At 61.5% G+C, this 21,376-nt stretch carries 20 protein-coding genes and 1 pseudogene; 9 read left to right on the forward strand and 12 right to left on the reverse strand.

Translation table 11 applies throughout. From position 1 onward, the window contains the following. Window positions 1-144: 144 nt before the first annotated feature. From ACVWYU_RS24590 to ACVWYU_RS24610, 5 genes are all read right to left on the reverse strand, one after another. Window positions 145-1,362: a DUF3422 domain-containing protein gene (locus ACVWYU_RS24590; protein ID WP_457373885.1), complete on the reverse strand. Its 1,218-nt coding sequence runs from the start codon at window positions 1,360-1,362 to the stop codon at window positions 145-147. Between the two features lie 197 nt (window positions 1,363-1,559). Then, window positions 1,560-2,432 carry a DNA/RNA non-specific endonuclease gene (locus ACVWYU_RS24595; protein ID WP_457373886.1) on the reverse strand — a complete coding sequence of 291 codons (873 nt, stop codon included), beginning with the start codon at window positions 2,430-2,432 and terminating at the stop codon, window positions 1,560-1,562. 446 nt (window positions 2,433-2,878) lie between these two features. After that, entirely contained in the window at window positions 2,879-3,886 is a 1,008-nt protein-coding gene (locus tag ACVWYU_RS24600; protein WP_457373887.1) for an Ldh family oxidoreductase, read from the reverse strand. 165 nt (window positions 3,887-4,051) lie between these two features. Further along, window positions 4,052-5,032, reverse strand: coding sequence for a GlxA family transcriptional regulator (locus tag ACVWYU_RS24605; RefSeq protein WP_090327378.1), 981 nt, complete (start codon window positions 5,030-5,032; stop codon window positions 4,052-4,054). 83 nt (window positions 5,033-5,115) lie between these two features. Then, window positions 5,116-5,442: a carboxymuconolactone decarboxylase family protein gene (locus tag ACVWYU_RS24610; RefSeq protein WP_390955696.1), complete on the reverse strand. Its 327-nt coding sequence runs from the start codon at window positions 5,440-5,442 to the stop codon at window positions 5,116-5,118. Window positions 5,443-5,676: 234 nt separating this feature from the next. Here ACVWYU_RS24610 and ACVWYU_RS24615 point away from each other — a divergent pair, with 234 nt between their 5' ends. The 7 genes from ACVWYU_RS24615 (at window position 5,677) to phnE (ending at window position 13,169) form a co-directional block, all read left to right on the forward strand. Further along, window positions 5,677-7,050, forward strand: coding sequence for a glutamine synthetase family protein (locus ACVWYU_RS24615; protein WP_457373888.1), 1,374 nt, complete (start codon window positions 5,677-5,679; stop codon window positions 7,048-7,050). A 7-nt stretch (window positions 7,051-7,057) separates the two neighbouring features. Beyond that, the gene (locus ACVWYU_RS24620; RefSeq protein WP_457373889.1) at window positions 7,058-8,449 is read left to right on the forward strand and encodes an aldehyde dehydrogenase family protein; all 1,392 of its coding nucleotides are present in this window, start codon (window positions 7,058-7,060) and stop codon (window positions 8,447-8,449) included. Window positions 8,450-8,452: 3 nt separating this feature from the next. Further along, entirely contained in the window at window positions 8,453-9,616 is a 1,164-nt protein-coding gene (locus ACVWYU_RS24625; RefSeq protein ID WP_457373890.1) for an iron-containing alcohol dehydrogenase, read from the forward strand. A gap of 322 nt (window positions 9,617-9,938) precedes the next feature. Continuing rightward, a complete protein-coding gene (locus ACVWYU_RS24630) occupies window positions 9,939-10,790 on the forward strand; it encodes a putative selenate ABC transporter substrate-binding protein (protein WP_457373891.1) in 852 nt (283 codons plus the stop codon). After that, window positions 10,787-11,584: a phosphonate ABC transporter ATP-binding protein gene (locus ACVWYU_RS24635; RefSeq protein WP_457373892.1), complete on the forward strand. Its 798-nt coding sequence runs from the start codon at window positions 10,787-10,789 to the stop codon at window positions 11,582-11,584. Before ACVWYU_RS24630 ends, ACVWYU_RS24635 begins: the two co-directional genes overlap by 4 nt. Further along, a complete protein-coding gene (locus ACVWYU_RS24640) occupies window positions 11,578-12,405 on the forward strand; it encodes a PhnE/PtxC family ABC transporter permease (protein ID WP_457373893.1) in 828 nt (275 codons plus the stop codon). Before ACVWYU_RS24635 ends, ACVWYU_RS24640 begins: the two co-directional genes overlap by 7 nt. After that, entirely contained in the window at window positions 12,402-13,169 is a 768-nt protein-coding gene (gene phnE, locus ACVWYU_RS24645) for a phosphonate ABC transporter, permease protein PhnE (RefSeq protein ID WP_090323062.1), read from the forward strand. The genes ACVWYU_RS24640 and phnE overlap by 4 nt, the downstream gene beginning before the upstream one ends. Before the next feature lie 2 nt (window positions 13,170-13,171). On the opposite strand, the gene ACVWYU_RS24650 is transcribed toward phnE, so the two are convergent. The 3 genes from ACVWYU_RS24650 to ACVWYU_RS24660 form a co-directional block, all read right to left on the reverse strand. Next, the gene (locus tag ACVWYU_RS24650) at window positions 13,172-13,864 is read right to left on the reverse strand and encodes an RES family NAD+ phosphorylase (RefSeq protein WP_457373894.1); all 693 of its coding nucleotides are present in this window, start codon (window positions 13,862-13,864) and stop codon (window positions 13,172-13,174) included. Continuing rightward, window positions 13,858-14,262 (reverse strand): antitoxin Xre-like helix-turn-helix domain-containing protein, encoded by a 405-nt coding sequence (locus ACVWYU_RS24655; protein WP_090323065.1) that lies wholly within the window; start codon window positions 14,260-14,262, stop codon window positions 13,858-13,860. Before ACVWYU_RS24655 ends, ACVWYU_RS24650 begins: the two co-directional genes overlap by 7 nt. A 118-nt stretch (window positions 14,263-14,380) precedes the next feature. Beyond that, window positions 14,381-15,508, reverse strand: coding sequence for a GGDEF domain-containing protein (locus ACVWYU_RS24660; protein ID WP_090323067.1), 1,128 nt, complete (start codon window positions 15,506-15,508; stop codon window positions 14,381-14,383). Window positions 15,509-15,906: 398 nt separating this feature from the next. On the opposite strand from ACVWYU_RS24660, the gene katG reads away from it, so the two are divergent. Beyond that, the gene (gene katG, locus ACVWYU_RS24665; protein WP_090327379.1) at window positions 15,907-18,165 is read left to right on the forward strand and encodes a catalase/peroxidase HPI; all 2,259 of its coding nucleotides are present in this window, start codon (window positions 15,907-15,909) and stop codon (window positions 18,163-18,165) included. A 143-nt stretch (window positions 18,166-18,308) separates the two neighbouring features. Here the strand turns inward: katG and ACVWYU_RS24670 are convergent. Further along, a pseudogene (locus ACVWYU_RS24670) lies at window positions 18,309-18,410 on the reverse strand (DUF6124 family protein); the annotation flags it as partial. Between the two features lie 66 nt (window positions 18,411-18,476). After that, window positions 18,477-18,707, reverse strand: coding sequence for a hypothetical protein (locus ACVWYU_RS24675; RefSeq protein ID WP_090323070.1), 231 nt, complete (start codon window positions 18,705-18,707; stop codon window positions 18,477-18,479). A gap of 174 nt (window positions 18,708-18,881) precedes the next feature. Here ACVWYU_RS24675 and ACVWYU_RS24680 point away from each other — a divergent pair, with 174 nt between their 5' ends. After that, window positions 18,882-20,543, forward strand: a complete 1,662-nt coding sequence (locus ACVWYU_RS24680) for a SulP family inorganic anion transporter (RefSeq protein ID WP_457373895.1) — start codon at window positions 18,882-18,884, stop codon at window positions 20,541-20,543. Between the two features lie 21 nt (window positions 20,544-20,564). On the opposite strand, the gene ACVWYU_RS24685 is transcribed toward ACVWYU_RS24680, so the two are convergent. Both ACVWYU_RS24685 and ACVWYU_RS24690 read right to left on the reverse strand, forming a co-directional pair. Then, window positions 20,565-20,753, reverse strand: coding sequence for a ribbon-helix-helix protein, CopG family (locus tag ACVWYU_RS24685; protein ID WP_047530236.1), 189 nt, complete (start codon window positions 20,751-20,753; stop codon window positions 20,565-20,567). Between the two features lie 104 nt (window positions 20,754-20,857). Continuing rightward, window positions 20,858-21,151, reverse strand: coding sequence for a DUF6124 family protein (locus ACVWYU_RS24690; protein WP_457373896.1), 294 nt, complete (start codon window positions 21,149-21,151; stop codon window positions 20,858-20,860). Window positions 21,152-21,376 lie beyond the last annotated feature (225 nt).

Consider the following 21,376-nt stretch of genomic DNA (forward strand, 5'->3'; position numbering starts at 1 on the left):
TGCGGTTGATCCCTATGCGCCAGGCACACCCCGAGGGGATGCCTGCCGACCGTCGCCCACCTTCACGCAAAGCCCCCGACCAAGTCAACGCCCTGCCCTCTCCCGCATGAGCACCCGTAACAGCATGCAGCGAGCCTGATCGCCTCAATGACCTTTGACTTTCCTGATACGAAGCACGATCAACGCAAGGATGCCGATTGCCAGCGGTGTCATGGCCAGCATGGCCTCGCGCGGCGCCACGGCGACACCGAGCAGGTGCAGCCCCGAGTAGCCCAACTTGAGCAGATTCAGCAAGTAGTAGGTAATGGCGATGATCGACAGGCCTTCCACGGCGCGCTGGATCTTGATCTGCGCATCGGCTCGGGCGTTGAGGCTTTTGAGAATTTCCGAATTCTGTTCTTCCATTTCGACCTGGACCCGTGCCTGAAGCAGATCACCCAGGTTGGCCACGCTTTCGGCCAAGTGCTCCAAGCGCTGTTCAGTGGCGGTGCAGTACCTGACGGTGGGTTTGAAGCGGCGATCGATAAACACACCAAGACGCTGGCAGTCGCCGACGTGAGTTTCGCGCAACTCACCCAGGCGCTCGAACACCAGTTGCGCATAGGCCTGCGTGGCGCTGAAGCGGTGACGGGTCTTCGCGGTACTGCTGACCACTTGCGCCGACAGGTTGGAAATATCCGCCAGCAGCGCCTTTGCGTTACTGCCATGGGGATCGGCGTTGCGCTCCGAGAGCGTGACCAAGGTCTTGTCGAACACATCGAGCTGCGCGCTCAGGGTCTTGGCCATGGTCAGGGATAACGAGGCCATCATCCGGTAGGTCTCGATTTCGAGCAGGCGTCGAATCATTCGGCCCTGGCGGTACGCGTTGAGACGCCGGTTGACGAACAATAGACGGTTGTCGCCGTCCTCGCTGATACGAAAATCGCTCCACACCACCGCATCGCCACCGCCCACGCAGGAACCGCAAGGGTCCTTGAAGCCATAGCGGGACAGGTCCAGCCCGGCTTCACCCCGCACCACGATCTGCACCGAGTTGATCAGCGCCGGCAAATGCGCTTCGACCTTGCACGCCAACAACTCGGGCAAGGTTGTCCAAGTCAGGTCATCGCGGGAGGAAGTGACCACCAGGGTCAGGGTGAAGAACTCAGCATGGCGCTCCCATTTCAGCGCGTGGCCTTCGAGCCGGGTAATGCCCTGGGCGGCATTCAGGTCGAGGGCGTCAAGGCAGCAGCTTTGCAGGAAGGCATTGCACGCCTGTTCGTTGCCGAGGAAGGCCAGATGAAATACATGGGCCGGTTCATCGAAATACAGTGACGGGCGCGCGTGCAGTTCGTTGTGCAGGCTTTGTCGTAACGGGTGCATGTGGTGTGGCCATGTTGGAGTTGTTTTTGGCGCGTACGATCAATGCGTACCAGAAGCACGGCATCATCGACTGCTGTTGTGAGTGGGACTGGCCGAAGAACCCATGAGTCACGCCAATGACAATCAACCCGGCCACCGGAACTGAATGAAGCCCCCAAAGGTTGCAGCCAACCTTTGGGGGGCAGCCCATCAAGCCGTCAGGTACGCCCTACCGAACCCGAGACCGGCAGATTGCCCAGCAAGTTGAGCCCGGTGCTCTTGACGAACGCGTCATAGTCCATCGGCCGCTCGATACGGGTTTCGGCATTGGGCAGCACGTAGGCCCAGGCACGTTTGGACGATGCGTCATAAACCAGCTTGAACAGGCGGGTCGGTACCCACACCTTGTTGTCGCCGACGGTGGCATGGCCTGAATCAAACAGCGGGCCGGTAAAGACATAGACATCACCATTGGCTCGCTGGGCGAACTTTCTGACATCAGACTCGACCTTGCTCCAGATCTTGCGATTGTTGGTGGGGTCTTGCGGCACCATGTTCGACAGCGCGAAGGACTGCGCCATTGCATTGGGGGTCGGTGCATCGGCGGCCGGGGATTGGTGGCCTCGGTCCACCGCCGGATGCTGGCTACGGTAGTCGCTCAACTCGGCCCGCCCGCTCTTGGGAATGCGTGGGTCCGGATAGAACTGATTGGTGCGCTCCTCCCCTTTGGCGTCCTGCAGCTGCGCGGCGTTAAGGCGCTCGACCACGATCAGCGGCGTCTTGCTGGTTTGCGAGTACAGCACCGCAAAGTTGTCGGAGCACAGGGCCAGGGGTTTCATCGTTGCCGACACAGTGGCCATGCTGAGCGGTTTCGCCGCCGGGAACAGATCGGCGCAGCCGTCAAACGATGCCTGCTTCTGCTTGTTGGAATAAAGGTCCAGGGCCGCGGCCTGGCTGATCGACCCCGAGCGCGACGTCGATTCCTGATGCTGGGTGGGCAGCTTGATGAAATCCATCAGACCGCGGGCTTGTGCCCCGGACGAGAGCAAAACAAGGGCCGACAGCCCAACTGCAATTTTGCGTAGGTACATGCGTTAAATCTTCGATGTGGATGGAGGGGCAAACGAACGCGAGTCCCGATTCACGGAACCCGGTGAAGGCGGTGCGGATTATATGGCGGCGAGCATGTTTTCACTGTCCTTGATCAAAATACCGAGGCGAACGCGGTCGGCGTCGAGCCATGCGACCGATGAGGATCGGTGCGGGCTTTATTGACCATGGCAAATCATATTAGTGCCGGGCCCACACACTGGCTCTCAGCGTTTTGGGTGGTTTCAAGGTGGGCGGTCAGGGTCGAGAGTGCAGGCCGTGTTGTAGCGCGTCCTCCACTGACGGAACTCAATCAACCTGAGGGAGCGAGCTTGCTCGCGATAGCGGCGCGTCAGTCGACAAAGAGACTGAATCAATGGCCCCCTATCGTCGGAGCGCCGCCCGGAACAAGCTCGCGCCTGGTGGGACAAGTGGCGTGCCGTTGCAATCAGGTCAGGAGTGCCTTGAGGTCGTTGTACAGGGCCTCGGGAATCTGCACCCCCTGCACCACACTGCGCGCTCGCGCCGCATAACGGCGCTGCGACGGCAAACGCGCGCCCTGCCCTTCAATGCCCTGAAACAACCCTTCGGCCCTGGCCAGATGCTCCTGCGTCGAGTCGCCCAGAAAGCGTCGGGGATCCAGTGCGATGATGAGTTCGCCATGGTACGGCGAAGACTTGCTGCCAGCGTCGTAAGCCAGCGATTCGGCGCTGGTCAGGTCACCGATCAACGGCCCGGCGATCAACTCGACCATGGCCGCCAGCGCCGAGCCCTTGTGCCCGCCAAACGTCAGCATCGCGCCGCTGTCGAGCACCACGTTGGCGTCGGTTGTCGGCTGGCCCTGCGCGTCCACGCCCCAGCCTTCGGGGATCGCCTCGCCGGCGCGGCGGTGCAGTTCGATGTCGCCACGGGCGATGGCGCTGGTGGCAAAGTCGAACACAAAAGGATCCTGTCCCCCACGCGGCCAGCCAAAGGCAATGGGATTGGTGCCGAACACCGGCAGGCGCCCCCCGGCCGGCGCTACCCAGGCATGGCTCGGGTTGCACGCCAGCGCGACCAGCCCCTCTGCGGTCAGTTGCTCGATCTCCACCCATAGTGCGGAAAAATGCACGCAGTGGTTGATCGCCAGAGCGGCAATGCCGTTGGCTCGGGTTTTCTGCGCGAGCAACGGCAACCCCGCCTGGAACGCCAATTGCGAGAAGCCACCCCCGGCATCCACCCGCACGATCGACGGCGCCTGGTCGATCACCTGCGGCTCGGCCGTGGCCGACACCTTGCCGGCCCGCAGGGAATTCACACACCCCAGAACCCGGTACAAGCCATGGGAGGCGCAGCCATCTCGCTCGCCGGCGACCACCGTCGCCGCCACCGCTTGCGCATGGGCCAGATTAAAACCGTTGTGCAACAGGATCGATTCGGCCAGCTCTCGGGCTTCGATCAGGCTCAGTTGAATCATGGTCATCTCCTTGAACAGACCGCTCAGGATGGTCTGTTCAAGACTGGCTGGCTTGATGGCTTTGGCCGCGGAGGATGACGAAATCGGCACAGCGCTGTTGCGCAAAATCGCGGGTATCGAAGCGCCGATTCGACAGGCTCGTTCGCGCTGATTCAGGAACGGGTTTTATTTGACGAGGCGCTTTTCCTTCGATGGCCGGTAACCGAAGTAGGCGCTGTAGCACTTGCTGAAATGGCTGGGTGAAACGAACCCGCAGGCCACCAGCACATCGACCTGGGACAACTCGGTGTGCTGCAACAGCCGCCGCGCTTCCGTGATACGCAGCTCCATGTAGTAGCGTTGCGGCGTCGTGCCCAGTTGCTCGCGGAACAAACGCTCCAGCTGCCGCCGCGAACGCCCCGCGTAGACCGCCAGTTGTTCCAGCTCCAGCGGCTCTTCGAGGTTGGCATCCATCAACTTGACCACCTCGCGCAATGGCGCGCTGACACAGATGTTCTCAGTGGGCTTGATGCGTCGGTAACGAGACTCCTCGAACGCCAGGATGTCCTCGATGCCCTCGACGAGCGCCTTGTCGTGCAGGCCTTTGATCCAGTCCAGCGCCATGTGGAACGCCCCGGAAGGACTGGACGCGGTGAGCCGGTCCCGATCGATGATATAGGGCTCACTGCTGACCTGCGTGGCCTTGCAGAACTCCGCGAGCGCCGGGCGATGCTCGGGGTGAATGGCGCAGCGGTAACCCTCGAGCAAACCGGCCTTGCCCAGGAACCATGCACCGTTCCACAAGCCAGCCAGACTGACGCCCTGCTCCGATGCGGTCCTGAGCAGGGTGACAAACCCGTCACTGGCCTTCAGTTCCGTCCGATAGCCACCGCAAATGACCAGCAGGTCCAGCGCTTTGATCTCTGCACAGTCGAGCCGGGCATCGGGCCGGATCACCAACCCCAGATCGCTGACCACTTCGCCGTCGTTCAGGCCAAAGGTTCGCGAAGCAAAAGCCCCCGGGCGCAACAGATTGGCCGTGACAAAGGTATCCAGCGCCTGGGTAAACGCAGGCAACGAGAAATGTTCAAGCAACAGGAATCCTGTTCGAACCGTTCGCAGGTCGCCTGTGTGCTCATTGAGATAGCGAAGGTTCTTGCCCTTCATGCCGCCGCTGAATTGCCGTCGTTCGATCAATGCCCGACCCACTCCGTAATCTGTTGGTGAAACGCAATGCCAGGCAGTTGGGACTAGGGTGCCACCTCGTCCATCACATCTTGCGCCCAACTGATGGCGGCCACGACAGTAGGGAAACCGATCGTGCTGGTCAATGCGATCAGCGCGTGGCGGATTTCCTCCTGCGTTGCCCCCGCTTGCGCGGCCCGCCGGGCATGACTGTGAACGGCGCCTTCGGAATGGATGGCCGCCGCGGCGCCAAGCTGGATCAACTGGACCGCTTTCTCCTCCAGCGGCCCCGCCTCACGCACGGCCGCACCCAACGCCTCCACGGCGTCCAGGTACTGCGGGTATTGCTGTTTGAGGTGACGGTAGGTGTTGTGCTCGTTCTTCTTTGCCATTTCTTTTCTCCTCGCGAACCCGCGCCGGCCTGCACCGATGGGCCTGTTCCCGGCAGTGTTCAAGCCAATTTATAAGGCTTTGATCAGCGAAACTTGCGAAAAGCGACAGTAGGCTAAGCTTAGTGCAGCTTATTGCTCACGATGCTCGCATCTGCAGGTTCTGGGTTTTTCTGGAGAGCGTCTGCAACAGCTAACTCAGACAGGCCCAACACCATTTGCGCAGGACTTGCCGTGATGACCGAGCCTCTCCTCAGCTTTGATGAACTCAAGCGTGCTGCCGCCTCTGGCGAAATCGATACCGTCCTGGTGTGCATGGTCGACATGCAGGGGCGACTGGTCGGCAAGCGCTTTCAGGTCGAGTTTTTCATCGACAGCGGCCATGAAGAAACCCACTGCTGCAATTACCTGCTGGCCGACGACATCGACATGGAACCGGTGCCCGGTTATGCCGCCGCCAGCTGGAGCAAAGGCTACGGCGACTTTGTGCTCAAGCCTGACATGCGCACCCTGCGCAAGGTGCCTTGGCTTGAGTGCACGGCACTGGTGCTCTGCGATGTGCTTGACCATCACCATCGACGGGACCTGCCGCACAGCCCCCGGGCGATCCTGAAAAAGCAGGTCGAGCGTCTGCGTGAGCGCGGCTACACCGGCATGTTCGCCTCGGAGCTGGAGTTCTACCTGTTCGACGAAAGTTACGAAGCCATCCACAAGCGCAACTACCACAAGCCGAAAACCGCGGGTCACTACATCGAGGACTACAACATCCTGCAGACCACCCGCGAAGAGCCGGTGCTGCGGGCAATTCGCAAGCACCTGCAGGCGTCCGGCATTCCCGTGGAAAACTCCAAGGGCGAATGGGGACCGGGACAGGAAGAAATCAACATCCGTTACGCCGATGCCATGACCATGGCCGACCATCACGTCATCATCAAGCATGCCTGCAAGGAGATCGCGCAACTGCAAGGCAAGGCGATTACATTCATGGCCAAGTGGCGCTATGACGCCGCCGGTTCCAGCAGCCACATCCACAATTCGCTGTGGGACAAGAACGCCAGAAAACCTCTTTTTTACGACGCCAAGGCCGAGTTCGGCATGTCGAAACTGATGCGTTCCTGGGTGGCCGGGCAGCTCAAATACGCCAACGACATCACCTGTTTTCTCGCGCCCTACATCAACTCCTACAAGCGCTTTCAGGCCGGCACCTTCGCCCCGACCCGAGCGGTGTGGAGCCGCGACAACCGCACCGCCGGCTTTCGCCTGTGCGCCGAGGGCAGCAAATCCATCCGCATCGAATGCCGCATTGGCGGCGCCGACCTTAATCCCTACCTGGCCTTCGCCGCGTTGATCGCTGCCGGGCTGGCGGGGATCGACGAGAAACTCGACCTCGCCCCACCCTTCGAGGGTGATGCCTATCTCGACGAGCAACTGCCCGAAGTCTCCAAGACCTTGCGCGAGGCCAGTACCGCCCTCCAGGGTTCGAGCATGTTGCGCGAAGCCTTCGGTGATGAAGTGGTCGACCACTACGTGCACACCGCCGAATGGGAACAGAAAGAGTACGACCGGCGGGTGACCGATTGGGAATTGCAGCGCGGCTTCGAGCGCTATTGAGACCGACATGTCTTCGACTATTCAGCTTATTTCGCCGGTGGATGGCCGGGTTTACGCCGAGCGCCAATATGCCGAGGCGACACAGATCGAACAGGCCTTGGCGGCGGCCAAGATCGCCCAGGCGCAATGGAAACGCCGGCCACTGAGCGAGCGCGCGGCTTTTTGCAGCGCGGCGGTGGACGCGATGCTGGCCATGAAAGACGAAATCGTCCCGGAGCTGGCATGGCAAATGGGCCGTCCGGTGCGTTTTGGCGCGGGCGAGCTGCGGGGTTTTGAGGAACGCGCGCGTTACATGATCGCCATAGCGCCGCAGGCCCTGGCAGCGGTTGAACCCACGCCCATCGCCGGTTTTCGCCGGCTGATCAAACGTGAACCGCTGGGCACGGTGCTGGTGATTGCTCCGTGGAATTACCCCTACCTGACCGCCGTCAACACGATTATCCCGGCGTTGATGGCCGGCAACGCGGTGATCCTCAAACACGCTTCACAAACCCTGCTGGTGGGCGAACGGTTTGCCGCCGCCATGCATCGCGCCCAACTGCCGCGCGGTTTGTTCCAGAACCTGTTGCTCGACCATGACCAGACCGCCGCGATCATTGCCGGCGGACAGGTACAACAGGTCAATTTCACCGGGTCGGTGGACGCTGGCCGGGCCATGGAAAGCGCGGCCACGGGACGTTTCCTCGGCATGGGCCTCGAACTCGGCGGTAAAGACCCGGCCTACGTGCGGGCCGACGCCCACCTCGAACATGCGGTAGAAAACCTGGTGGACGGCAGCTTCTTCAATTCCGGGCAAAGCTGCTGCGCCGTCGAACGCATTTATGTCGATCAAAAAATCTATCTGCCCTTTATCGAGCGCTTCGCCAACCTGACCCGTCAGTACGTGCTGGGCAATCCACTGGACCCGGCCACCACGCTCGGGCCGCTGGTGACGCCTGGCGCGGCGGTCTTCGTGCGCGCCCAGATCGCCGAGGCCCTGGCCCAGGGCGCCAAGACGCTGATCGATCCGAAGGCCTTTCCCGTCGATGTGCCGGGCAGTGCTTATCTGGCGCCGCAGGTGCTGGTCGATGTCACCCATCACATGTCCGTCATGCGCGATGAAAGCTTCGGTCCGGTGGTCGGCATCATGCCGGTGAGCGGCGACGACGAGGCGCTCGCCTTGATCAACGACAGCGAGTTCGGGCTCAGCGCCTCCATTTGGACCCAGGACCTCGCCGCCGCCGAACGCCTGGGCGACGAGATCGACACCGGCACTCTGTTCATGAATCGCTGCGATTACCTGGACCCGGCCCTGGCCTGGACCGGCGTGAAGAACAGCGGGCGCGGCGTGACCTTGTCGCGGCTGGGCTATGAACACCTGACCCGTGCCAAATCCTTCCATCTGCGCCACGAGATCTGAACCATGAGCCTGACCGGAAACTGGAATTACCCCACGAGCATTCGCTTCGGTGTCGGCCGCATCACCGAGCTGGCCGAGGTCTGTCGCAGCCAGGGGATCCAGCGACCGTTACTGGTCACCGACAGTGGCCTGGCACGGGCCCCGATCACCACGGCGGCCCTCGATGCTCTGCGCGCCGCCGGTCTGGGCGTGGCGCTGTTCTGCGACCTCAAGCCCAACCCGGTCGAAGCCAACCTGGCCGGCGGACTCGACGCCTGGCGCGCCGGCCAACACGACGGGGTGATCGCCTTCGGCGGCGGCAGCGGCCTGGACATGGGCAAGCTCATTGCGTTCATGAGCGGCCAGACCCGCCCGGTCTGGGATTTCGAAGACATCGGCGACTACTGGACCCGCGCCGATGAAAGCCGCATCGCCCCGGTCATCGCGGTGCCGACCACGGCGGGCACGGGCTCTGAAGTGGGCCGTGCGGCGGTGATCATCGACGAGGCGAGCCACACCAAACGCATCATCTTCCACCCGAAAATGATGCCCCGCGTGGTCATCAGCGACCCGGCCCTGACCGTCGGCATGCCGGCCAAAGTCACTGCCGGCACGGGCATGGATGCCTTGGCGCACTGCCTGGAGGCGTACTGTGCGCCGGGATTCCACCCCATGGCCGATGGCATTGCGGTCGAAGGCATGCGCCTGGTGACCAACGCACTGGTGCGGGCGGTGCACACCCCTTCGGACCTCGACGCGCGCGGGCAAATGCTCGCGGCCGCGGCGATGGGAGCCACCGCCTTCCAGAAAGGCCTGGGCGGCATGCACGCCCTCGCCCATCCGATTGGTGCGTTGTACGACACCCACCACGGCATGACCAACGCCACCCTGATGCCCTACGTGCTGAAATTCAATCGCCCGGCCATTGAAGAACGCATCACCCGCCTGGCCGCTTATTTGCGCTTGCCCTCCCCGGGCTTCGACAGTTTTCTGGCCTTCGTCCTCAAATTGCGCAAGGACATCGGCGTGCCCCACACCCTGTTTGAACTGGGGGTGGACGACAAACAGGCCGGCCTGATCGCGGACATGGCCGTTGTCGATCCGTCGGCCGGCGGCAACCCGTTGCCGATCACCCGGGCCGGCGCGGCGGAAATTTTCGACGCGGCGTTCCACGGCCGTCTGCTGTAGGAGCGCAATGCTGTTCAGTTAAGGACGAATACTGCATCTGTGGCGAGCGAGCTTGCTCGCGTTGGGGCGCGAAGCGCCCCCAAAAATGGGACTGCTGTGCAGTCCAGCGGGAGCAAGCTCCCTCGCCACAGGTTTTTGATTGCTCGCTCTATCTCTTAACTGAACAGTATTGCCTGTAGGAGCGGGCCTTGACCGAACGACCATCGCTCTGTACGTTCGCCCTCCTCTCGTTCCGATTCGTCTACCCTCACAAAGCGCCCGGCAGCAATTGGCTGGTAACGGGCGCATCGTCATTTTTCCGTAAATGCACCGGAGAACCTCCATGCTCAAGCGTACCCTGGCATTGGCCGTCGGCTTGACCCTGTCTGTTTGCACCCTGCTGACCCACGCCGCCGACACCTTGAAAGTCAGCGCGATTCCTGATGAAGCTCCGACCGAACTGCTGCGCAAGTTCAAGCCACTGGGCGCCTACCTGGAGCGGCAGCTGGGGATGAAGGTCGAGTTCGTGCCGGTCAGCGACTATCCGGCGGTGGTCGAGGCGCTGGCCACCGACCGCATCGATCTGGCCTGGCTCGGAGGCTTCACATTCGTGCAGGCACGCCTAAAAACCGGCAACGCCATCCCATTGGTACAGCGTGAGCAGGACGCCCAGTTCACCAGCAAATTCATCACCGCCGACCCGGCCGTCAAATCCCTGGCCGATCTCAAGGGCAAAAGCTTTGCCTTCGGTTCGGTGTCCTCGACCTCGGGCAGCCTGATGCCGCGCTATTTCATGCTCAAGGATGGCATCAAGCCGGAAACCTATTTCAGTCGCGTCGGCTACTCCGGCGCCCATGACGCCACGGTGGCCTGGGTCCAGGCCGGCAAGGTCGACGCCGGGGTGTTGAACGCCAGCGTCTGGGAAAAACTGGTGGCGGCCGGCAAGGTCGACACCACCAAGGTCAAGGTGTTTGCCACCACCCCGGCCTACTTCGACTACAACTGGACCGTGCGCGGAACCCTGGATCCGGCCCTCGCGGCGAAGATCAAGGCCGCCTTCCTCGCCCTCGATCCGGCCAAACCGGCGGACAAGGAGATTCTGGACCTGCAAGCCGCCAGCCGCTTCATCGAAACCAACCCCGAGAACTACAAGGGTATCGAGGAAGCCGCGCGCGCCGCCGACCTGCTCAAATGACATTGCACTTGAATGGCGTCAGCCTCACCCACAGTAACGGTGTCCATGCGTTGCAGGGCCTGGACCTGCACATCGGCACCAACGAACAGGTGGCCATCATCGGCCCGTCCGGTGCCGGCAAGTCGAGCCTGCTCAACCTGCTGGCCACCGCCCTGCGACCCAGCAGCGGTGAACTGCAGGTGCTGGGCGAGCGGGCCTGGCAGCTGTCTGCCCGGCAGCGTCAGCGCCTGCGCGCGCGGATCGGCCTGGTGCATCAGGCGCCACCGCTGCCGCCCCGCCAACGCGTGGTCACGGCGGTGCTGGCCGGGAAGATCGGTCAGTGGGGGCTGGGCAAAAGCCTGCTGAACCTGGTGCATCCGCTGGACATTCCGGGCGCTCGCGCGGCGTTGACCCGATTGGACCTGAGCGACAAGTTGTTCGCGCAGTGCCAGCAATTGTCCGGTGGTCAGTTGCAGCGCGTGGGCATTGCCCGCGTGCTGTATCAAGCGCCCGAGGTGCTGCTGGCCGATGAGCCGGTGTCAGCCATGGACCCGGTGCTGGCCGAGCACACGCTGTCGGTCCTTTGCCGCCACGCCCGCGAACACAACGTCATCCTGGTCGCCAGCCTGCATGCGGTGGAACTGGCGTTGGCGCATTTTTCGCGGATCATCGGCTTGCGCGACGGACAGATTCTGTTCGACCTGCCGGCCAGCCAGGTCGACCGCGACCTGCTCGACAAGCTCTACGCCAACGAGCAACTGCAATTCTCCCCGGTTGCTCCGCCGCCCTTGAGCGTCCAGATACCCCGATGCTGACGCGAGACAACCGCGACCCCGCCGCCCTGCCCCGTCTGCTGCTCAGCCTGCTGGCGATTGCCCTGTTGTGGCCAGGCATCCATTTCAGCGAGCTGGACCTGAGCGTGCTGCTGGCCGGTGACAGTCAAAGCGAGATAGGCCGTTTCGTCTCCGCCTTCTGGCCTCCGGCCCACGGCGAAGAATTCCTTCAACTGTTGGTGCAAGCGACCTTGCAGACACTGGCGATCGCCACGGCGGGCATGGCTCTGGCGTTGTTGCTGGCCGTCCCCGCCAGCCTGCTGGCCAGCCGGGCGCTGTCGTTGTCGGCGGCGTCCCGTGCCGGACGAGCGGGTCCCTGGGCACAACTGCTGCGCTGGCCGGTGCGCGGGTTATTGATCTTCCTGCGCAGCGTGCCGGAAATCGTCTGGGCCCTGCTCTTCGTGCGTGCGGTCGGCCTCGGTCCGACGGCCGGAGTGCTGGCCATCGCCATCACCTACAGCGGCATGTTGGGCAAGGTCTATGCAGAGATTTTCGAGTCGGTCGACCAGCGCCCGACCCACGCATTGCTGCAAGCGGGCAGTGGCCGGCTCGCAGCATTTGCCTACGGGATCTTGCCCAATGTCGCGGCAGAGCTGCTGTCGTACACGGTGTATCGCTGGGAATGCGCGATTCGCGCCTCCGTGGTGATGGGGTTCGTCGGGGCCGGTGGCCTGGGCCAGCAGATGGACCTGTCGCTGCGCATGTTCGCCAGCGGTGAAGTCGCCAGCCTGTTGCTGACGTTCCTCGTGCTGGTCCTGCTCGCCGATCAACTCAGCCGCCTGCTGCGCTGGAGGCTGGCATGAATCGCCTGATCAATCTGGTGCTGCTGCTTGGCATCGGCGTCGCCATCGTCGCTTCATTCAGCTACCTGGGCATCGACCTTGGCGAATTGGGCGCCAGCGGCAACCTGAAACAGATGGGCGCCTATGCGCAGCGATTTCTCAGCCCTGACCTGAGCGCGGGTCATCTGCAAGCCATCGGCCGTGGCGCCCTGGAAACCATCGCCATGTCGGCCTTGGGTACCCTGCTCGCGGCGGTGTTCGGCCTGCTGTTGGCACTGCCCGCCGCCGGGCGTTTCGGCTGGCCATTCAAAAGCGCTTCGCGCCTGCTGCTCAATGCCCTGCGCGCGGTGCCGGAACTGGTATGGGCGGCACTGATGGTGCTGGCCGCCGGGCTCGGCCCCAACGCCGGGACCCTGGCGTTGGCGCTGCACACCACCGGCGTGCTCGGCCGCCTGTTCGCCGAAGCCCTGGAAAACACCCCTCCGCAACCGGCCGAAGCGATTCGCCTGCAAGGCGGCAACGCGTTGTGGGCGTTCTGTTACGGCACCCTGCCCAACCTGCTGCCGCAACTGCTGGCTTACGTCCTGTACCGCTGGGAGAACAACATCCGCATGGCCAGTGTGCTGGGGTTCGTCGGTGCGGGCGGCCTGGGTCAAATGCTGTATGTCAGCCTCAGCCTGTTCCAGGAAGCGCAAGCCAGCACGGTGATTCTGGCCATGCTGTTGCTGGTGTTCGCCGTCGATTCGCTGAGCAGCTGGAGCCGCCAACGCTGGGTCAAGGCCTGAGTTCAGGCTTCGCTTATTTTGCTGACGCTGGTGATGTGCCGGTTCCAGACCATCTCGTAATGGGCGGTCTGGATAATCGATAGCACCGGCCTGGGGGTCATCAGCGCCCAGCAGTGACTGCCGGGCATCCGCACGGAGTGGTAGCGAAGGCCCGGACAGCCCGCGTCCTTGATGGCCCTGCCAAAGCGATGGGAATCGGTGTAGTCGTCCGGCGCATACAGCGGATCGGTCATCGGGATGGATGTTGCGTCTTTCATCGCCGCATCGACGAAAGAGCAGGACAAGCCACGAAATACAAAGCGCTCGTAGTTGAGGTGGTGCACCTTCGACCAGTACAGGCTCTGGTGATGCTGCACTTCGGCCAACGCCGCGTCGATGGAATCGGCCAGGTACAACACGCCAAAACGGCCATCGCTGAAGCGCGAGCCCGCCGGATTCACATGGGTAAAGGGCGCTGTCGCGTAGGAACAGCCAGGGATGCCGAACGGTATTTCCGCCCTGGGTATCAACTCAAGGTGGCCCACTTCGTTTTTCAGCCGCGGATTGGTCAGTGCCTGGATCTGGTACAGCACGTCAAACTCATCGGCGTCGGCGACGTCATCGAATATCGCAATCGGCGGAAACTTCGAATTGACCAGCCGCCAGGCTTGCAGTTGTTGGCCAGCAAACGCCGGCAACTGCTCCACCCTCACCATTGCGCGCCCCGCAACGCATCGATCCGCCGAAACGTCTCGTACAGCGAAATCATGTCGCCCTGGGACATCACATCGAGCGGGGTCCGGCCATTGAAGAACTCGTTATCGTTGGCCATCGCCGGGAAGCCGTAGACGTTTTCCGGGTTATCAAAGATCAGTCGCAACGCGGCGTGGATGTTGAGCACAAAACTGATGCGCTGCATCTGGTCGGCATCCAGCGCCACCGACCAATCCGGGTCACGCTGTTTGGCGCGAGTGTAGGTACTGCGGGAAATACGCAGGATGCGGCAGGCCTGCTCGCTGGACGCGGCCCATTTTTCCAGGATGCCGACAGCGGCCCGCAAACCGGTCACGCACTGGCTTTTGTCGAATCCCTGGGTCTGCACGGCGACGGACATGTCCGATACTCTTCTTGACTCTACAGACTCAAAAATAGTCTTTATACGCCCATAGATCAATGTCGTATTGACCAGTGGCAGCCATTGAAACCCGATCGGCTTCGACTGCCGTCAAGGGCTACTCGGCCACCGCGACCTGGTTGCGCCCACGGGCCTTGGCGCGGTACAGGGCTTTATCGGCGTTGCACATCAAGCTGTGCAAATCATTATCGCCGGGCGCCATGGCCGCGACACCGACACTGGCCGTTATGCAGTGAACCGGGCCGGTCATCAGTCCGGAAATGGACTGGATGAGGTCCTCGGCAATGGCCTGGGCGGTCTCGATGGAGGTATTGGGCAGCAAGACCGCGAACTCCTCCCCGCCCAATCGACCGTGGACGTCGCTCTCGCGAAAGGATTGACCGATCACCACGCCCATTTGCCGCAGGACCTGGTCGCCGATCTGATGCCCGTAGGTGTCGTTGATGTGTTTGAAGTGATCCATGTCCAGCATCACCGCGCAAAGCGGCAACTGGTAGTTTCGGCAATGGCTGTAGAGATGCTGGGCATGTTCGAAAAAAGCCCGCCGGTTTTTCAGGCCGGTGAGTTCATCAGTTTGCGCCGCGCGCGTGGAAATGCTGTGGGCCAGTTCCATTTCCCGGGTCAGCCGAAAGGCGGTTTCCACCGCATTGGCCAGGCTGCTGGTGGCCCTGAACACGAATGAGGCGAACACCATGACCGCCACGGCCACCCCGGTTTGCAGGGTTGACGGCTGGAACAGCAGCCACAGGGTGCAAGGCATCAGCACCAGGGAAATCGACACCACCGTCATGTAGCGGTAGGCCGAGTAGCAGGACACCGCACTGACCGACATACCGACGGTAAACAGCATGACCAGCACTTGGGCCAACAGGTCGTCCCTGGGCATGACCGCCAGGGCTCCAGCGCCCCAGATGCTGGCGGACAATATCAGCGTCAGCCAGTACCTGCGTTCCCAGCGCTGCGGCGTGCGCTGCGCTGGCGGGCTGTGAAAATAGACTGCGAACATCAGCAGGCGTAATAACGTCGCCCCCGTCAGCAGGGCTATCCACCAGAAAACCACGTTGTGATCAAACCGCTCCCAACACAGCCAGCACAACATGATCACGGCCAGAAAACTGCCGAAAACCGCTGAAACCGATTGGCGAAACAGCTGATGCAATCGATCCGTTTGCACCTGCTGTGCAATGTAGCGATCCTGCTCGTGCCGAAAACCAAGGCCGTCCATTCATTCCGCCTGATCGTGATGCCGTAACGAACAACTATTGTGGCACATTGCCCGGCGGCGCCTGCAACAGTCTGTGAAGGGCTGAGAGATTGCGCCTATCACCTGCCAATACTGCGACTATTAGCTGACTCGCCAACGGGCGACTAGCATTAGCTTCTGCCGGTGCACTCTGGCCGGCCGAGACCTGTATCGAGACAAGAATGAGTCAGAAACCGACCAGGCGTACCGTGGGTGATCTGTTGGCACATCGACTGCCGCTGTCATGAATCCCCGCGTAGCCCCGACGATCCGTTGATCGACCTGCCGGGCCCGCCGCCTGAGTCATTGATTTCACTTGCCGTTTTCCCGCCCGCACCGGGCCGGATGGCGGCATGGACACGACCGAGGGTAGCGCACACATGGCAACTGAATCGAAATGCCCGTTCAATCATGCCGCCGGCGGTGGCACAACGAACCGCGACTGGTGGCCCAACCAACTGAACCTGAGGATCCTGCACCAGCACTCGCCCCTGTCCGACCCTATGGGCGAGGGTTTCAACTATGCCGAGGCCTTCAAGAGCCTGGACTTTGTGGCGCTCAAGCATGACTTGAACGCGCTGATGACGGACTCGCAGGACTGGTGGCCGGCCGACTTCGGCCACTATGGCCCCCTGTTCATTCGCATGGCCTGGCACGCCGCCGGTACTTACCGCACCGGTGACGGTCGAGGCGGCGCCGGCTCCGGCCAGCAGCGCTTTGCCCCACTCAACAGCTGGCCGGACAACGTCAGCCTGGACAAGGCGCGCCGGCTGCTCTGGCCGATCAAGCAAAAATATGGCCGCAATATTTCCTGGGCCGATCTGATCGTACTGACTGGCAACGTCGCCCTGGAATCCATGGGCTTCAAGACCTTCGGTTTTTCCGGCGGCCGTGCGGACGTCTGGGAACCGGATGAAGACGTCTACTGGGGCTCGGAAAACAAATGGCTGGGCGGCGACACGCGCTACGGCAAAGATGACAACAAGCCGGTACAAGCACCCGGCGATGTGCCACTCGTCGCAGAACCGGGAAAAAACGAAGCCAGCCGTACCGAGGACGGGCGTCATCTGGAGAATCCCCTCGCCGCCGTGCAAATGGGCCTGATCTACGTCAACCCGGAAGGCCCGGAAGGCCAACCGGACCCGGTCGCTTCAGCGCTGGACATCCGTGAAACCTTTGGCCGCATGGCCATGAATGACGAAGAAACCGTGGCGCTGATCGCGGGCGGCCACGCCTTCGGCAAAACCCACGGCGCCGGCCCTGCCGACAACGTCGGGCCCGAGCCCGAAGCGGCCGGCCTGGAGCAACAGGGCCTGGGCTGGAAAAACAGCTTCGGCACCGGCAAAGGGGCCGACACCATCACCAGCGGCCTGGAAGTCACCTGGACCACCACCCCGACGAAATGGAGCAATAACTACCTGGAGAACCTGTTCGGCTTCGAGTGGGAACTGACCAAGAGTCCCGCTGGCGCGCATCAGTGGAAACCGAAAAACGGCGCGGGGGCCGGCATCATTCCCGATGCCCATGACCCGTCCAAGCGGCGTGATCCGACCATGCTCACCTCGGACCTGGCCCTGCGCTTCGATCCGATCTACGAACCGATTGCCCGTCGCTTCCTGGCCAATCCCGACCAGTTGGCCGACGCCTTCGCCCGCGCCTGGTACAAGCTGATCCACCGCGACATGGGGCCGCTTTCGCGCTACCTCGGCCCGGAAATGCCGGACGAAGAGCTGCTCTGGCAAGACCCGATCCCAGCGCTCGACCATGAATTGATCAACGACGGCGACATCGCCGCGCTCAAGAGCAAGGTGCTGGCCTCGGGCTTGACCGTGTCAGAGCTGGTCTCCACGGCCTGGGCGGCGGCTTCTACCTTCCGCGGCTCCGACAAACGCGGCGGTGCCAACGGCGGGCGCCTGCGCCTGGAGCCACAGAAGTCCTGGCAGGCCAATCAGCCGGAACAACTGGCGAAGGTGCTGGCGAAACTCGAAAGCATCCAGAAGGAGTTCAACACCGGTGGCAAGAAAGTGTCGCTGGCCGACCTGATCGTGCTGGCCGGCGGTGCCGGTGTCGAACAAGCCGCGCGAACCGCCGGGCACAACGTCACGGTGCCTTTCAGGCCGGGGCGCATGGACGCCAGCCAGGAACAGACCGATGTCGAGTCGTTCGGCTTCCTCGAACCGATTGCCGACGGTTTCCGTAACTTTCTCAAGACCCGCTACCGCGTACCGGCCGAGCAGTTGCTGATCGACAAGGCGCAACTGCTGACCCTCACTGCACCGGAAATGACCGCGCTGATCGGTGGCCTGCGCGTGCTCAACACCAACGTCGGAAAAACCGCCCACGGCGTCTTCACTACGCGGCCGGAAGCGCTGACCAACGACTTCTTCACCCACCTGCTGGACATGGGGGTGGAATGGAAACCGGTCTCGGAGGCCAATGAGGAGTTCGAAGGTCGCGACCGCAAGACCGGCCAGCCAAAGTGGACCGCCACTCGTGTCGATCTGGTATTTGGTTCCAACGCGCAGCTGCGGGCGCTGGCAGAGGTCTATGCCACCGCCGGGGCGCAAGAGAAGTTCGTCCATGACTTCGTGGCGGCGTGGACCAAGGTGATGAACCTGGATCGCTTCGACCTGAAGTGAAACGCAGGTAGAGGATGGGTTGCTTCGGCCCGTGCCGCAGTGGCCCGTCGCTTGAACAGGGGCGGCGCAATGCCGCCCCTGCCGTTTTGACTCTCGCGTGATCTGGGGGCTCTACTCACGCGGATCGATCTGATCCAGCACCCGGCCAGGGTTTCGGCCGTGGCCTTGGGGTCGACGCTGAACAGGGTGCAGGGTGTGCGCGGCGTGGCCTTGATGTCGGCCATCGAGGGGACGTGAAGGTCGAGGGTAAACATGCGTTGCCTCGATTCTCTCCTTGAACCTGGCAGCGTCGCCAAGTCGTCATCCAAAGGTCAAAAATGGATTTCAGCGGTCTTGAGGCCCAAGTCTCGAAGCTCGGCAATCAAGTCATCCAGATGTCCGAAAGACTCGACCTCTTCATTGTCATCAACCAAAAAATAACTCCTCCCGGCGTCCTTTTTGAAGAACACAATCCACTCCTTGGGATTGGTCGGGTTTGCGATCAAATGGGTATCAAAGGTCACGCCTTCGGCGTGCTTGCTTTTCACATCTTTGCGATTCATGTCTGTCACCACGCTACGCGCTTTCTCAAAATTCTCTATATGCAGTGTATGCCCGCTCAGTTCCGTCCGAGCTTTACAGGCAACATCTCCAGCCGTACGAAGCAGTGGTTCCAAGGTATTTAAATTATCACTGCATGTTAATATTATGCACATGCATGCACTGAGGAGCTAGCCGTGATTGCGATAGGTGAGGCATGGAAGGCGGGGTTGTTGGGTCGAAAGCACTGGCTGCGCAATCTGGTGTCTGGCGTGATCGTCGGGATCGTGGCGCTCCCCTTGGCCATGGCGTTTGCCATTGCATCTGGCGTCAAGCCTGAGCAAGGCATCTACACCGCAATCATTGGCGGTTTGCTGGTTTCGCTCTTTGGGGGGAGCCGCTTACAGATTGCAGGGCCAACAGGTGCGTTCATCGTGATTCTGGCGGGCGTCACGGCCAAGCATGGGGTTGACGGCCTGCAAATCGCTACGATGATGGCGGGCGCCATGCTGTTATTGCTCGGGGTCGCCCGGCTTGGTGCAATCATCAAGTTTATCCCCGATCCAGTGATCGTCGGATTTACCGCCGGCATCGGCGTGATCATCTGGGTCGGGCAGTGGAGAGACTTTTTCGGCTTACCGACGATCAGTGGAGAGCACTTCCATGAAAAGCTCTGGCATTTGCTACAGGCGCTCCCGGATCTTCATATCGCCACCACCCTGCTGGCTGCACTCAGTCTTTTCCTGGTAATCACCGCGGCCAAAATTCCCGGTCTCAAACGGGTGCCTGGCCCGCTGGTCGCAATGACGGTAGCTACGGCGATACAGTCAACCTTTCATTTCGAGGGGGTAGCCACGATTGGCAGCGCATTTGGCGGCATACCTCAAGGTCTTCCAGCGTTTGGCCTGCCTGAAATCACGCTGTCTCGGGTCATCGATTTGATTGGTCCGGCTTTCACTATCGCCATGCTTGGAGCAATCGAATCGCTTCTGTCTGCAATGGTGGCCGATGGCATGGCGGGCACCAAGCATGACTCCAATCAGGAGCTGATCGGTCAGGGAGTGGCTAATCTGGTCACGCCACTGTTTGGCGGCTTCGCCGCTACCGGAGCCATTGCCCGCACTGCAACCAATATCCGTAACGGCGGCACAAGCCCGCTGGCCGGCATTACGCACGCGATCACCTTGGTGCTTATTATTCTGTTTCTGGCACCTTTAGCCTCGAACATCCCACTGTGCGCCCTGGCCGCCATTCTATTCGTGGTGGCGTACAACATGAGCGAGTTGAGACACTTCAAGCGCATGGTCCAGCGAGCCCCGCGCGCAGACGTGTCGATTCTGCTCATCACCTTCAGCCTCACAGTGTTCAGTGACTTGGTTATCGCCGTGAATATCGGTGTCATTCTTGCCATGTTGCAGTTCATGCGTCGCATGGCTTCATCCGTGGAGGTGCAACAGGTCGTCGAGCACGAGCTTGAAGTAGAGCTGAGAGCCAATGGCCATGCACACTTGCCGCCGGGGATACTGATTTATACGATTGAAGGGCCACTGTTCTTTGGCGCGGCCGAGACTTTCGAGCGTGTCCTGGCACAGACCCATACAGACCCACGTCTGCTGATCATCCGCCTGAAACGCGTACCGTTTATGGATATCACGGGCCTGCAAGTGCTGGAGGAGGTCATTCAGCAGCTGCACAAGCGCAATATCGTGGTAAAGCTCTGCGAAGCGAATAAGAAGGTGCTCAGCAAGCTAGACAGGGTGGGTATCCTGCAAGAAATTGGCCCGGAGCATTACCACGCCGACTTCAACACCGCACTGGCCAAAGCTGTCAGTCACGTAGAAGGTACATCGACCCTCTAGAGACTAACGGCCAGTGTTGGCTCATGACTTGGTGCTGACGGCATGCTTGCTCTTGGTCGTATAGCTGGCGCCGTGAGTGGCCAGATAGTCACGAATCAGTTGCCGGACAACCTGCGAAGACGTCAGGTCTTGTGCTGCACAGAGTTCCTCGAACGCTTTTTTCTTGACGGGATCTATGAGCACCGTGAGGCGCGCAGTCTTGCTTTCCATGGGGTATTCAATCGCTCAAATCGCGGGATGTTAATCAAATTGTAATTGCCTTGTTCTGTGCTGTCACGGTACTGGCTGCCTGTTGCCTGGCACCTCGACGTTACTCACAAGAAAAAACTGGTTCTCAGGGTCGTTTGCTGCCCTTTGCGAGACGCAGAAAACGACCCACCTTCCAGATGATCGACCAACTGATCGACCATCACATCGACCGAGGCCAGCGTCTCGACCAGGTACACCATCAGGGTTTCGGCCGTGGCCTCGGGGTCGACGCTGAACAGGGTGCAGGGTGTGCGCGGTATGGCCTTGATGTCGGCCATCGAGGGGACGTGAAGGTCGAGGGCGGGTTCGTCCGGGGAAATCGGAGCGGTGTCCGGGGGGTTGGGCGAAGGCTTGATCATGTGCAGTCTCCAAAACGTGGAGCCGTCACCGAACGCCGCTAAACGAGGGGTGGCAGCTGTGCGCAGGTTAGCAGACCGGGGACCGAGCAGCCCCGAGGCGCACAAGTCGGCGGATTCTGGCGCAACCGTAGGCCCCCGATATGCGGTCGCGATTGACCATCCATCCCCTTGTTCGCCCGTCTATCCGTTTACTGATATGGATCAGATTCTCCACCCTGCCGGCTC

This window comes from Pseudomonas sp. TE12234 (assembly GCF_054061835.1).